This is a genomic window from Paenibacillus popilliae ATCC 14706 (assembly GCF_000315235.1).
Lineage (GTDB): Bacteria > Bacillota > Bacilli > Paenibacillales > Paenibacillaceae > Paenibacillus_B > Paenibacillus_B popilliae.
Genome location: NZ_BALG01000087.1, coordinates 21,628 through 35,207, shown reverse-complemented (window position 1 = coordinate 35,207; position 13,580 = coordinate 21,628). Strand labels below are relative to the sequence as shown.

The window sequence follows — 13,580 nt, the reverse complement described above, 5'->3', positions numbered from 1 at the left end:
AAGTGCAGCCATTTGCAAGGCTTATTGAATTATTTTGGCCGGAGCATGATTTGATGCTTCTTTGGGCTACGCCCAAACCGGATATTTACCAAGGTTTACCTTGGACTGCATAGGTCATGTTATAAAATAAAGAAGGAAGGTATTCTCAATGAAAATCGCGAAAAAAGTATTTGTATCCGCTATGCTTGGTGCATTGCTTATCACTGGAGCTGTCTCGGCTGCTACCAAGAGGTGATTGAACTTGAACGCTTTTTTGTCCATATTTAAAATGGAGTGCTTACTATATAAACGAAGTATCTGGATGTGGGCTGCATTCGTTATTTTAATCGTATATTTGCTTTTAGGTTATAGTGCATTTTTACGTGTACATATAGAAGTAGGTCAATTTCTGCAATCGTCAGGATATATTGGTATGGCAGCCTCAATCGTTGGGTTTTTAATGGGGATGCTTAGCGCGCGGCGAGAACAGACATATTGCTTTGCTGAAACATTGGCTTCAGTCCCAGGTGATAGTATCCGGATCGTTGCCAAATTGGCGGCATGGTCACTCGTTGTGCTTATTTTTACTTGTCTTGCAGCATTAGAAATCATAGGATTGGTAGTTTATGTTCACAGCGAATTTATTCTTTTCGGGGGCATGCTTTTTAGTTACATTTTTTTATACTGGGGAATGACATTGCTGTCATGCGGTTACATTGGTTACGCAGTGGAGACGCTCTTTCCTTCTCGTTGGTGGAGTTTGATCCTTTTATTTATGTTATGGATTCTGACGAGTCCTCTTAATCAGTTCATACTCTATGTTATCCCATCTACCGATGTAGCAAAATGGATGACGCTTCCGCTTAGTTACTTGAATCAAGGGGAGAAAAACCTAGAAACTGCTTATCAAGAAGTAGAAGGTTTGCGTGTTTCCTTTGATATTTGGATGAAAAAATTGTTTTTCTTCTTGCTAGCCATTATAGCTGTTTGTGTCGCAGTCGGAAGTCAAAAGCATCGGGAGAAAACAACAAATGAACGAAAGAAAACAATTGGGTTATTATTTGTAAGTATTATCTTTGCTTCAATTGCCGGATGTATGGCCACACACCCATTGGATCGCGGCGGCATTCGGAGCTATGAATTATTATATTACGAAAATGACTATCATTTTTATCGACAGTATGTCAAGACGGAAGATCCACTATCAACAACGAACGTATTTGAAGTCGATCATTATGATCTTATACTATCCAAACAGAAAAATAAAATTTCATATACAGCGACGCTTTCTATTCATTTAGGAAGGAAGCAAAATGACTGGCTTCCATTCACATTATATCATGGATTACAAGTATCTAATGTAAAGTTGAACGATCAAACAATCGAGTGGAAAAGAGAGGGAGATGTACTCCACATTGAATGGCCTAATCTGGAAGGTAGCATGAAAATCTCGATGGATGTAAATGGGGAGACGGGCGTGCTTCATCCTATCAAAGATAGTTCCTATTTTCTTGCGGCTGATTTTCCGTGGATTCCTGTACCTGGGATTTATAACGTTGCAAACGTGTGGAATGGTTATGAACTGCTAACGTTTCATTCAATCCGAAGCAAAAAGGCGGATTATCAGATTACTATCCGCAGTTCCGACAGTGTATTTAGTAATCTGCCCGAAGTACAACGAAATGTTTTTGCAGGGAAGGCAAGCGGTGTTTCATTGTTATCGGGTAAATTAATAGGGAGCAAGGATGGCAATGTAACTGTTGTTCGTCCCCCAGATCGTTTGCGGGATGCAGATGTCATGATTTCAGATATTCAAAATAGAATAGATGAAATCGCTCATTTGTTGGAAGTTGAATCGTTTAACTTGAGGGAAGATATAAGTAACGTGTTTGTCGTTCCATACTACTCCTATGAGCATCGCAACAGTATGAAATACATGGATGGAACGCTCTATATTAATGATAAGTACGGCTTATCGAACTACCAAGCCGTTACCCATAGTTCTTCGATTTTCTATACATTTTTCTGGAATAATCAATATAGGGAGCGTGAGGCTCACAATCCAGTCATTTTACATGCGTTGATTGAGTTTTTAGCTTCGGAGAATATTCAGCATACATCTTTGTATCGTTCGGTGGAGAATATTCCAAGCCAGGGAACGAACGTCCAACCTATTCAATTTTTGTACAAAGCTATCGCAGATGCTTATCATGTGGGCAAAGTATATAAGTTGAATCAAATTTCTTAGCAAGCCTTGGCGAGGAAAAATGAACCATTTGTCGAATAAGAAACAGATAAAGAAACGGACAAAGTGGGGAACGCCATGGATAAGCATAATGAACTGGAAAAAGTAAAAGAAGCCATGAAAGAAGCCAAAGAGCGTCGAATGTATGAACGCTATCAAGCCATCTATTTGCACTTGAAGGGCACATCCATGATGGCAATCGCTGAAATTTTGAATCGTAATCGAATGACGGTGAGCAATTACATTCATGCGTACGAAAACGGCGGATTGGTCGCCTTGCGGCTCAAGCATTCATCTGGTGCTCCTACTCGGTTAACCAAGGAACAGCAAGATCAGTTGAAGCAGACCGTCGCCTATTCGGTGCCCCACGAGGTCGGCTTTACAGCCAAGCACAACTGGACGCTTGAACTCATTGCCAGGTCACCGCTACTCACTCCGAGGCATCTCCAGAGTGATGGAACGCTTAGGACTCAGCTATACGAAACCAACATACACGCTCGCGGCAGCAGATCCAGAGAAGCAACGCCAGTTTGCCGAAACGACCTTTCCCGATTTAAAAAAAAGTTACTGAACCACGAGATCGATCACTTACTGTTCGAGGATGAATCCATGATTCGGGATTATCAAGCGATTCAGAAAACCTGGTTTCTTCGCGGGAAGCAACGAATCATTCCAACCACGGGCAAGCATCGCGGGGTCAAGCTACTCGCGACGGTTGACTATGAGACGGGGCGAATCATTTGGCAAGAAGACGAATACTATACGGCTGAAACTTTTCTTGCCTTTCTCCAGAAGATCCTCGCGGCTTATCCGACGGGGAAACTTGTTCTTGTGTTAGATAATGCCCGGATTCATCATGCAAAGCTGCTTCAGCCGTTTCTGAAAGAACAGAATAATCGGCTTAAGCTTGTGTTTCCGCCACCATATAGCCCGCAGTTAAACATCGTGGAAGGACTCTGGAAATGGCTCAAGTCCAGTGTGATCAACAATGTGTTCTATTCCACCGTTTCCGAAATCCGTCTGCGTGTCGGTCAGTTTATGGATGAAATCATGAAGTACCCTCATGAAATCATTGACCGCCTATGCGTTCGACTTTGATTGCTATCTTCTTTCGTTCAACTTATATAGAAGAAATAAAAAAAATGCTTGTGGTCGTATATGGAACATTACAAGATCAAGATGTTTCACTAGTGGATTGGGGAGAAATGGCTTTAAGAATGCTTCAAAAGGGGAATGTATAATGAGTGAGCTTATCGTCAAAAACCTCAATAAATCATTTGGAAAATATAAAATTCTTCACTCCATTCATTTAAAAATGAATCATGGGTTGTTTGGTTTATTAGGCCCAAATGGAGCTGGCAAAACAACATTAATGCGGACGTTAGCAACCATATTAATTGCTGACTCCGGTGAGATTCAATACAAGGGAATGAACTGGAGGAAGCAGCCTGACGAAGTTCGTCAAATGCTAGGGTATTTACCTCAACATTTTGGCGTATTCCGTAATATTTCAGCTATGGAATGTATGGACTATATTGCTTCACTCAAAGGAATACATGATAAAAAAACCGAAGGATCGAAATCGAAGCTTTACTGGATAAAGTCAATTTAGTAGAGGAACGGAACAAGAAGGTAGGTACATTTTCTGGTGGAATGAAACGAAGGTTAGGCATTGCACAAGCACTTATCGCAAGCCCGAAAATTGTGCTTGTCGATGAGCCGACAGCGGGTCTTGATCCAGCAGAAAGAATTCGTTTCCGCAATCTTTTACGCTCACTTTCAGAAGAGCGAATTGTAATTTTATCTACACACATTGTTGAAGATATTGCTGCTACTTGCAGTTCATTAGCAGTAATCAAAAATGGCCATGCAACTTCATTTCCATCGTTGCAGGCATTGGCGAGTCAAGCGAAAGGGAAAGTATGGAAGTGGAAAGTCCGTTCTGAGCAATATAATCAATTACACATGAAAGGAGAAGTTATTTCTACAGAAGTAACTACTGATGCAGTCGAACTTCGCGTCTTGTCAACGGAACGTCCAGATGAAGCAGCTGTTGAAGTGAATCCAACGATTGAGGAAGGTTACTTAGTATGGAATCAAAAAGCAGAACGAATCCTTTAATATTGGACATTAAAGAAATGGTCAGGATATTGTAGAGTCAGATGGCAAGGAAAGCTTATTGAGTTTGCCTTATCGTGCGCCCTTTTTTGGAATCATTCGCGTAATCCGAATGACCTTGCTCTATATTGTTCACTTTATTATTGTGTTACCAATTGTTAGTATATTATTCTTTTCGGGTCTTTCATTTTTTTGTATCGTTCTTACCAAAAATACACTTCTCAGCTACACCATCTTATGTGTATACTGTGTATTTCAGTATATGACCAGAGGAGGCTTTTCCCTTTCTATTTACCCTTTTCAGTGGTTATTTCCAATGCCTTATACTAGTAATGTATTCGTTGCTTCTTTGTTATTGGTTTTAACCTGCTGTTCATATGGAGGATCACAAATCATTTTTTCAAAAAGAGAATACCTTTTGAAATGATTTTTACACGATTATCAGTTGGTAATGGAGCAAGTCTGTTAATTTCGAGATTGATATATCTACATCACTCGCAAGATATCTTTGAGCGCCTTATACATGACGCAAGGTGAAACTCCCCCACCATTTTCGCCTTTCGGTGGCTGTACGGTGGGGGAGAGGTTTTTAAGAAACACCCAAACCGCCGAACCCTAGATGCATCCACTATTTTTGGTCGTCGATTTTCAAAACGGCCATGAACGCTTCTTGCGGCACTTCCACGCTGCCGACCTGCTTCATGCGCTTCTTGCCTTCCTTCTGCTTCTCCAGCAGCTTCCGCTTCCGGGAGATGTCCCCCCCGTAACATTTGGCCAATACGTTCTTGCGCATTGCCTTGACCGTCTCGCGGGCGACGATCTTCGTTCCAATCGCCGCTTGGACCGGCACTTCGAACATCTGACGCGGAATCAGCTCGCGCAGCTTCTCGCACAGCAGCTTGCCGCGCTGGTACGCCCGATCCTTGTGAATGATAACCGACAAGGCATCGACCTGCTCGTTGTTGAGCAGAATATCCATCTTGACGAGATTCGATTTGCGGTAACCCGACAGCTCGTAGTCGAACGAGGCATAGCCGCGCGTACTCGATTTCAACTGATCGAAGAAATCGTATACGATCTCGGACAGTGGAATCTGGTACGTAATCGTCACCCGGGTCGTGTCGAGATATTGCATATCGACGAACTCGCCGCGTTTACCCTGGCATAGCTCCATAATCGCGCCGACGAAATCGTTCGGAACGATGATAGAGGCCTTGACGTATGGCTCCTCGACGTAATCGAGCTTGCTCTGATCCGGGTAGTTCGACGGATTGTCGATCGTCAGCTTCTCTCCGCTCGTGAGCGTTACATGATAAATTACGCTTGGCGCCGTCGTAATGAGCGGAATATTGAATTCGCGCTCGATGCGCTCCTGAATAATCTCCATATGAAGCAAGCCGAGGAAGCCGCAGCGGAAGCCGAAGCCAAGCGCCGACGAGGTCTCCGGCTCGAAGGAGAGCGAAGCGTCATTCAGTTGCAGCTTCTCTAGCGCTTCGCGCAGATCATTATAGTCGGACGTATCAATCGGATACAGTCCGCAGAATACCATCGGGTTGATGCGGCGGTAGCCCGGCAGCGGCTCTGCAGTCGGACGCAACGCATCTGTAATCGTATCCCCGACGCGGGTGTCGCCCACATTTTTGATGCCGGCGACGACGAAGCCGACATCGCCCACGTTCAGCTCGTCAATGATGGTCATACGCGGCTTGAATGCCCCGACCTCGATGACTTCGAACGTCTTGTCTGTCGCCATCATTTTAATCTTGCTGCCCGCGCGGATGGAGCCATCGATAACCCGGATATAGACGATGACGCCTTTGTACGGATCATAATGGGAATCGAAGATAAGGGCCTTCAGCGGCTCCTCCGGATCCCCTGTCGGCACCGGCACTTCCTTCACAATCTGCTCAAGAATGTCGCGGATGCCGATACCCGTCTTGGCGGAGGCCATCACCACATTCGAGCAATCGAGACCGATCACGTCCTCGATCTCCTGCTTGACGCGCTCCGGTTCGGCACTTGGCAGATCGATCTTGTTGATTACCGGGAAAATCTCCAGGTTGTTATCCAGCGCGAGATAGACATTCGCCAGCGTCTGCGCCTCAATGCCCTGCGCCGCATCGACGACGAGGAGAGCGCCTTCGCAGGCCGCCAGGCTCCGTGATACTTCATACGTGAAGTCCACGTGGCCCGGAGTATCGATTAGGTTCAGAATATACTCTTCTCCGTCATCCGCCTTGTAAGTGAGACGGACCGCCTGGAGCTTGATCGTAATTCCCCGCTCCCGCTCCAGATCCAAATTGTCAAGAACCTGCGACTGCATTTCCCGGGCGGCCAGCGCTCCCGTATATTCAAGAATCCGGTCAGCAAGGGTTGACTTGCCGTGATCAATATGCGCAATAATACAAAAATTCCGAATCTTCTTTTGTCGTGACAGCATTTCCGTCATTCGTATTCCATACCCCCACCGCTAAGCCAAGTTTCAATTCATTCATTATAACGGATTGAGGGGGCAACAGCAATATAAAGGCGATTATGGACCGCAGCATCGAAAAACGGCCGCTTCCGGATCCGGGTTCGTCAAAATAATCCGTCGAACAAGCCGACGATGGCACGGATGCCCGCTTGCGATAAAGTCTGCAGCAAGCCTGCCGTCTGATCAGCTAGCTTATTGACCGCCGCTTCCTCTACAGGCGGCTGCGGAGCAGCTTCCAGCGGCCACCTCTGCGGCGGATGGTCCGGAACCGCTGCTTCCTGGCCCTGATCGGGCACCGGTTCGGCCGGACGGCTCGCGAGCGGCTCTAGCTCGGGCCGTTCAGGCCAGGCCGTATCGGCGGGGAGGGAGTTCCGGCTCGCATCGACCGGACCGTATATACGCTCGATGCTGACGGAGGTCACCTCCATTCCGATAAAGACGCCGACAACCAACAGAACGATCATGCCTGCAACCTGCTTCGCGAAACGGGACATAGCGGCAACCTCCTTATATCATTCTTCCATCGGCCCACCCGTTCAAGCCGTTTCAGCACCTTAACCCTGGGCCGCCGGCAGCGTGTTCTTCCGGCTTGCCGTATTCTGTTCGGGCGCTTGGCCCGGCGTCGGTGCCAGGCGCTTCTGTTCCTACAGCCCGAGCTTCATTACCGGCTTCGCATTCGTCTTCTCGCGCACAATCGCGGCAATCAGCTCCGCCAGCACCTCTGCGGTCCGACAATTTTCCTCCAGTGTGTTGTCAATGCCTCCGATCTCCATAATTACGCTGTTCGGCGACAACGATTGGTTGTATTCTCCGTTCCCCTGCGCCGTCGATTTGCCCCAGATTCCCCTTGAAATGCCGGAATACTTCTTCTCTAGCCGGTCATGTACCTCCTTGGCGAACTTCTCGTTCTCTCTCCAAGCGGGATTGGCGCGGCCGATGACAAAATAAACTTGGGCGTAAGAGGTGCCTTCAATCTCGACTGTCGAATCTTTGCGGCGCAGCGCGTCCCGGTGAATGTCGAAGAAAAACCGGAGATCCTGATGCCCTGCTATCGCCTGCTTAACCGTTTGCTTCGAGTATTTGTAAGAATAGTTCCAGCTATACCCTTTGATTGTAGACGCATAGTCCTGATTGGAATGAACGGCTCCGATCCCTCGCTTCTGCAGTTCCTTCTGCAAATGCTTGCCGACCAGCGTCACGTTGATTGTGGCGTCGTTCGGATTCGCGCTCTCGTTCTTTAATTCCGGATTCCACGATTCCCGGTTATGAGAATGATAGATAAAGACATAATCTTTCAGATTGGGGCTTGACCCGCTTCCTTCTGTATCCGGCAGGGGCTGGGGCTCCACCGTCTCCGTCTGGGGCGGTGCCCCCTCGCCAGAAGTATCAACCGGCTCCCCGCCGTGTTCCGGCAAAGTTGATTCCGCCGGAGGCGAAGAATAATCAACCGGCCCCTTGGCGGATGGATTCCCGATGCCTAAGCGGAGCGGAATCGCTTGTTCACTGTTCAATCCCGGAACTTCTCTGGCGATCACCGATTGTGGATCGAGCGGATTCACATTGGTTGCCATCTGTACGAGGAATTGGGCAATCTGTGTCCGTGTAAGGGAAGTCCCCCCCTTTCCAGAGGGCAGATTCGGCAGTTCCATCGCAAGCATGTCGACAAAAATGCGGCTGGACAACTGTGCCGCGACTCCCTTCATTGAAGCGAGCGGCGATGACTCCATTTTCTGTTCCAGCAATCCTCCAAGGCCAAGTACGATAAAAAACACGGCAGAAGCAATCGATAATAGCAGAAATGTCCGTCCCATGAGCAACGTCTGCATCCATTTCTGCTTCCATTTGGCAACATTGACCGTCTGGAACATAGCAATGCCCTCCTTTATCCTGCTGTCTCACTCTCTCTATCCATTGCGAGAGTGCATTTAGTAGAATCTATGAGGGCATTCTATGAGATAGAACTATATTTTTCGATGCTCCGCACTAAGAAGAGATAATAGAATGACCGTCCCGTCGTCTCGGATTTCCAACGCGTCCTCGTCCTCTCATGATCAGTGCGTGTAGGCGGACACGTTGCTGCTGTCGACCGCTTCGTGAAGCGCCGCGTTCAGGCCGCTGGCGATAATATTGGCCATATCTTCCATGAATTCGTCGACTTCCTTCGGCGTCACGATCAGATCATGGCCAAGCGGCTCCAGTACTTCCTTCACCAGCAGCAGCCGATCCTGTTCACCGATCTCATCAAGGATTCCGAGAATCTGCCGGGTCTGATTCGTTTCCTGCTTGAAGTGCTCCCGCATCATTTCGAAGGCGTTGTTGACGATGGTTGAGGCGTAGCATACGGTCGGCACGCCGATGGCAATGCACGGCACGCCAAGAATCTCCCGGGTCAGCCCGCGCCGCTTGTTGCCGATGCCGGAGCCGGGATGAATCCCGATATCAGCAACCTGGATCGTCGTATTGACGCGCTCCAGCGCCTTGGATGCGAGCGCGTCGATCGCGATGATAAGATCGGGGCGGATTCGATCGACGATGCCTTGCACGATATCGCTTGATTCGATCCCCGTCACGCCGAGTACGCCAGGGGCAACGGCGCTCACCTCCCGGTAGCCGTAGCTAACTTGATCCGGCATGATCTCGAAGTAATGGCGGGTGACCAGCACATTCTCGACGACAAGCGGCCCGAGTGAATCGGGAGTCACATTCCAGTTCCCCAGACCGACGATAAGCACTTTCCCGGTAGATTTGATCCCGATTTCTTCGAGAAAAGAAGCGAAGATCTGCGCGAACGATGTGGCGACGCGGTTCTGGAGGTCAGTATCTTTGCGCCGCAACCCCGGTACTTCGATCGTAATGTAACGCCCTGGCATGCGGCCGATGGCGCGCGATCCTTCCTCTGTCTGCACGTGAATCCGCGTTATTTTGACACCGCGCTCCTCCTCGACATGCTCCTGCACCCCGGGGATGGCCGCGGTGCGATCAGGGGATGCCATTTCCCTGGATTCCAGCGCCAAATCGGTACGAACCGAATAATTGCGCAAATCCGTCGTCATAAGTTCTACCTCCCAAAAGTTCCATTTTGCAGATATTGTGTGTGATGGAGACCAACTTTATGCAGGGGCATCGGAAATATCGGCTGCCGATGCCTGTCCGGCAAATCGGGATACCGCGGAGAACATATTGCTTTTTAGGGTATGTCATGCTAGAATATTTAGAGTTGGGAATCTATATCATGGTGATCTGGATAGGGTATAGATTCGATTGTCGCATTACGATGCAACGGAGGTGAATGCAATGCCTAACATTAAATCCGCTGTGAAACGTGTAAAAACGAACGAAAAGCGCCGTCTGCTGAACGCTTCTCAGAAGTCCGCACTTCGCACGGCTGTCAAAGCAGCAGACGCTGCATTGGCTAACAATGAAGTGGAAACCGCCAAAGGAGCTATCGCTCTGGCTTCGAAGAAATTGGACAAAGCCGTTACAAAAGGCTTGGTCCACAAAAATGCAGCTGCCCGCAAGAAGTCCCGCTTGGCACAAAAATTGAACGCTCTGCTCGCGCAAGCGTAAGCGGCAGCCTTTCATACTTACATGCAGTAAAGAAGCCCGAAGATGAACGCCGCGCGTCCGTCTTCGGGCTTGTGTTGATGGCAGGCTAGCGGGAACCGGCCGTTCCGCTCCGCGTGCTGCCCGCCGCCATCCGCATTATGAACATTTCCAGGCCAAGCGTCTTGTTCACCCGCCCCGACTTCATCTCATAATCGAGCTCCGCCGCCTCGGCCAACCAACCGGCCAATACATTGATTCCATAGGCGCGCGCCTGTTCGGCCGCCATTCTGGCCGCATAAGGATGGATTCCGAGTTGAGAGGCCGCCTGCTGCTGCGTGAAGCTCTGATTCGTCAGTTCCTTGACCTGAAGCATCATCCGGAGCTGTCTGACGATGAGCGCCATGATCTTAATCGGCTCCTCCTTCTGCTTCAGCAGCTCATGCAGGGTCGCCAATGCCTTGCCGACGCGATGGCGGACGACATCCTCGACCAATTGGAATACGTTTTGCTCCGTACTTTTGGCAATGAGCCCCTCGATCGTCGCTGTATCAATGACGCCGCCTTCCCCGGCGAACAAGCAGCATTTCTCAATCTCGCCCGCCAGTGCCTGCAGATTCGTTCCTGCCGCGTTCAACAGGGCCGTTACCGCTTCCTCCGCGATGGAGCAGCGATGCTTGCCCGTCTCCCGCTTCACCCACTGCGCCAGCTCTTCGGCCCCCAGCGGCTGAAAGGCGAGCACCGCGGCCTTCGCCTTGGCCGTCTTGACTGTCTTTTTGCGCTCATCCAGCTTGTCCGCCTGCACCTGGAAGACGATGATACTGGTCTCCATCGGCTGTTCCATATATTCAAGCAGCCGCTCAGTGCGATGCTCCATCTTATCCTTGCCGGAGGCAAAAATCGATTGATCCTTGACGAGGATGCACTTGCGGGGCACGAGAAACGGCAGCGTCTCCGCTTCCTCGATGACGGCCTCAATTGGGGATTCGGCCGTATCCATCTTCATCACGGCCAATTCCCGGTTCTCCGACTCAAAAACATGCTCCAGCAAAAAGTGAACAAACTCTTGCATTCTATATTTTTCCGTACCATACAGTACATATAACGGGCACGGCTCCCCGCGCTGGATCTCTTTCATCGCCACTTTCATGTCCAATGCCTGATGCCTCCCCCTGTCTATGCACTTCATGATAGCAAAAATTGTGGAATGCCGCAAAAAAAACAAAGGGACCGGCACAGTCCTGGCCGGGCGGCACAAGTCCCTTTGTCCCATACCATCTATGATAAACGCCTGCAGCGAAGCTCTAGAAACTCCGTGCAAACGGTCATACGACGTACGGGAACGTCACTTGCATCATTTAATTGATACCTCATCATACGCGCGCCGCACCGAATGTGTGCCGCTTCCCGGAGGGAGGAGGGGGAAATGGCGCTGCCCATTTTTGGCAACGCGCGAGCCTTCGGCGGTCTAGGTGGCCGGCTTGGTCGTGCCGGGCAGCACGACAGGCTCCTTCGTATCGACCTCGCCAGCGGCTGCTTCCGTCAGTCCGTTCGAAGACACGTCATAATGGAACTGCCGTAGTCCGTCCGCCGTGCGCGCCTTCACCTCCAGACGACGGCTATCCGAAGACCAGATCAGCTCTTCCGGCATGTCGGCGAATGCCAGTGTCTGCAGCTTGGACTGCTCCGCGTCGTTGACACCGTACAACAGGAGCTGTCCGTTCTCCCATACGACCATCCACTTGCCGTCCGGCGATGTCGCTTCCTTCGACGCCACGAACAGAGAACGACGCTCCAGCTCCTTATCCGCTATCCCCGTGTCGGTACTCGAACCATTTTCCGGGTTTTCATTTCCCGGAACGGCAGCAATGGATGGCGCCACCCTGCTCTCCTGCGGTTCGACTTGCTTCGTACCCGTGTTCTGCTTGCCGGCCGCAGGCTCTTCGGCCAACTTGTCTTGACTCTCGATCTCGTCTTGCTTTTCAGCAGGCGTTGCCACTGGCTTTTGGGCCTGTTCTTCCCCCCTGCTCTGGTGACGGCCACCTGCCTGGCCGTCCGCCTCTGGCTTCATCGGCGCTGTGTTCAGCGCATCCTCCCTCTTCTGTCTAGCGTCGCCGGGCGCTTGGCCATCCTGTTGTTGATCCTTGTGCGATGCCTTGTCTTCCGCATCCGTTCCGGGATTGCCTTCCTGCGGCACCGTCTTCCCGTCCGGTTGATTGATCTGAAGAGGCCGGCTCGAATCCGGTGCGGCGTCGGACTCCTGCGCCGATTGCATCAATTCCGTGAAATCTCCTGCCTGTTCCGTCGCCGTCGGCGGCTTGAACATCACCATGAATAATCCGAAAACGAGACCTGCGGCCACCACTGCGCCTGCACGCCATTGCCGCTTGCTATACCATTTCTGTATTGATGCTACGGCCTGCGGCTTATCTATCTGTTGCAATGAAGGCAAAATCGCATCCACCAAGCTGTAAGGTGGAGTGACCTGCGGCAACCGAACCAGTTCTTGATGAATATTCTCTAACCGCTCTGCCATCTCGACGCAAGCGGGGCAGCGGCGGATATGCTCTGTCATCAGGCTCTCTTCCGACTGCGTCAATCCACCGTCCAAGCTGCATTGCTTCAATTCCATCACCTCTGAACAGTTCATCCTCGTACACCCCCTTTCTCATAATCTTGCAGCATCGTCTGCAGTTGTTGCCGGGCGCGAAATAGATAGGATTTGACGGTGTTCAACGGCAAATTCAAGCTCTCCGCAATCTCGTTGTATGAGAAATCTTGCAGATATCGCAGAACGACGACCGCACGATGATGTTCAGGCAGCCGATCGATTGCCTCACGTATATCCTGAGCCACGTATGCGGACATGACTTCCTTCTCTACACTCTCTTCCCCGACAAATACGAGGTCATGCTCATCCATCGAGACAGTCGGTCGATTGCGCCGGAACTTGTCAATGCAAATATTCGTGACAATCCGCTGCACCCATGTTTTGAACTGAGCTTTTTCCTCATAAGATTCAATTTTCGAATAAATCCGGATTAAGGCTTCTTGGGACGCATCCAGTGCATCCTGCTCATGATTAAGAATATAATAAGCTGTCCGATACACATATTGTTCTATTTCACGCAAAAGAGTGATTAAAGCGTCGCGATCGCCGGATTGAGCGGCTCGTATCAGTCCCGAATCCACTACCTGTTATCCCCCTCTCTTGCATAT

12 protein-coding genes are annotated in these 13,580 nt (G+C 49.8%); 5 read left to right on the top strand and 7 right to left on the bottom strand.

Translation table 11 applies throughout. The annotated features are described in order from the left end of the window. Nucleotides 1-301 precede the first annotated feature (301 nt). The 4 genes from PPOP_RS08285 (at nt 302) to PPOP_RS19355 (ending at nt 4,345) form a co-directional block, all read left to right on the top strand. Entirely contained in the window at nt 302-2,227 is a 1,926-nt protein-coding gene (locus PPOP_RS08285; RefSeq protein ID WP_006285753.1) for an ABC transporter permease, read from the top strand. A gap of 75 nt (nt 2,228-2,302) precedes the next feature. Next, a complete protein-coding gene (locus PPOP_RS20315) occupies nt 2,303-3,322 on the top strand; it encodes an IS630 family transposase (protein ID WP_006285751.1) in 1,020 nt (339 codons plus the stop codon). A 142-nt stretch (nt 3,323-3,464) separates the two neighbouring features. Continuing rightward, the gene (locus PPOP_RS19360; protein ID WP_006285749.1) at nt 3,465-3,836 is read left to right on the top strand and encodes an ATP-binding cassette domain-containing protein; all 372 of its coding nucleotides are present in this window, start codon (nt 3,465-3,467) and stop codon (nt 3,834-3,836) included. After that, complete coding sequence (locus PPOP_RS19355; RefSeq protein WP_093471015.1) at nt 3,800-4,345, top strand: ATP-binding cassette domain-containing protein; 546 nt, start codon at nt 3,800-3,802, stop codon at nt 4,343-4,345. Before PPOP_RS19360 ends, PPOP_RS19355 begins: the two co-directional genes overlap by 37 nt. A 625-nt stretch (nt 4,346-4,970) precedes the next feature. Here PPOP_RS19355 and lepA read toward each other — a convergent pair. The 4 genes from lepA to gpr form a co-directional block, all read right to left on the bottom strand. Continuing rightward, on the bottom strand, nt 4,971-6,791 hold the full coding sequence (gene lepA, locus PPOP_RS08270; RefSeq protein WP_042227961.1) for a translation elongation factor 4: 1,821 nt from the start codon (nt 6,789-6,791) through the stop codon (nt 4,971-4,973). A gap of 131 nt (nt 6,792-6,922) precedes the next feature. Next, on the bottom strand, nt 6,923-7,312 hold the full coding sequence (locus PPOP_RS08265; protein ID WP_006285746.1) for a hypothetical protein: 390 nt from the start codon (nt 7,310-7,312) through the stop codon (nt 6,923-6,925). Nucleotides 7,313-7,462: 150 nt separating this feature from the next. Further along, nucleotides 7,463-8,686 (bottom strand): stage II sporulation protein P, encoded by a 1,224-nt coding sequence (locus PPOP_RS08260; protein ID WP_006285745.1) that lies wholly within the window; start codon nt 8,684-8,686, stop codon nt 7,463-7,465. 183 nt (nt 8,687-8,869) lie between these two features. Then, entirely contained in the window at nt 8,870-9,871 is a 1,002-nt protein-coding gene (gene gpr, locus PPOP_RS08255) for a GPR endopeptidase (protein ID WP_006285744.1), read from the bottom strand. Nucleotides 9,872-10,112: 241 nt separating this feature from the next. Here gpr and rpsT point away from each other — a divergent pair, with 241 nt between their 5' ends. Beyond that, nucleotides 10,113-10,385 carry a 30S ribosomal protein S20 gene (gene rpsT / locus PPOP_RS08250; protein ID WP_006285743.1) on the top strand — a complete coding sequence of 91 codons (273 nt, stop codon included), beginning with the start codon at nt 10,113-10,115 and terminating at the stop codon, nt 10,383-10,385. Nucleotides 10,386-10,470: 85 nt separating this feature from the next. Here the strand turns inward: rpsT and holA are convergent, their stop codons facing one another. The 3 genes from holA to PPOP_RS08235 form a co-directional block, all read right to left on the bottom strand. Beyond that, complete coding sequence (holA, locus tag PPOP_RS08245) at nt 10,471-11,517, bottom strand: DNA polymerase III subunit delta (protein ID WP_042227957.1); 1,047 nt, start codon at nt 11,515-11,517, stop codon at nt 10,471-10,473. A 312-nt stretch (nt 11,518-11,829) separates the two neighbouring features. Beyond that, nucleotides 11,830-13,011 (bottom strand): hypothetical protein, encoded by a 1,182-nt coding sequence (locus PPOP_RS08240; protein ID WP_006285741.1) that lies wholly within the window; start codon nt 13,009-13,011, stop codon nt 11,830-11,832. Beyond that, the gene (locus PPOP_RS08235) at nt 13,008-13,553 is read right to left on the bottom strand and encodes an RNA polymerase sigma factor (RefSeq protein WP_006285740.1); all 546 of its coding nucleotides are present in this window, start codon (nt 13,551-13,553) and stop codon (nt 13,008-13,010) included. The genes PPOP_RS08240 and PPOP_RS08235 overlap by 4 nt, the downstream gene beginning before the upstream one ends. Nucleotides 13,554-13,580 lie beyond the last annotated feature (27 nt).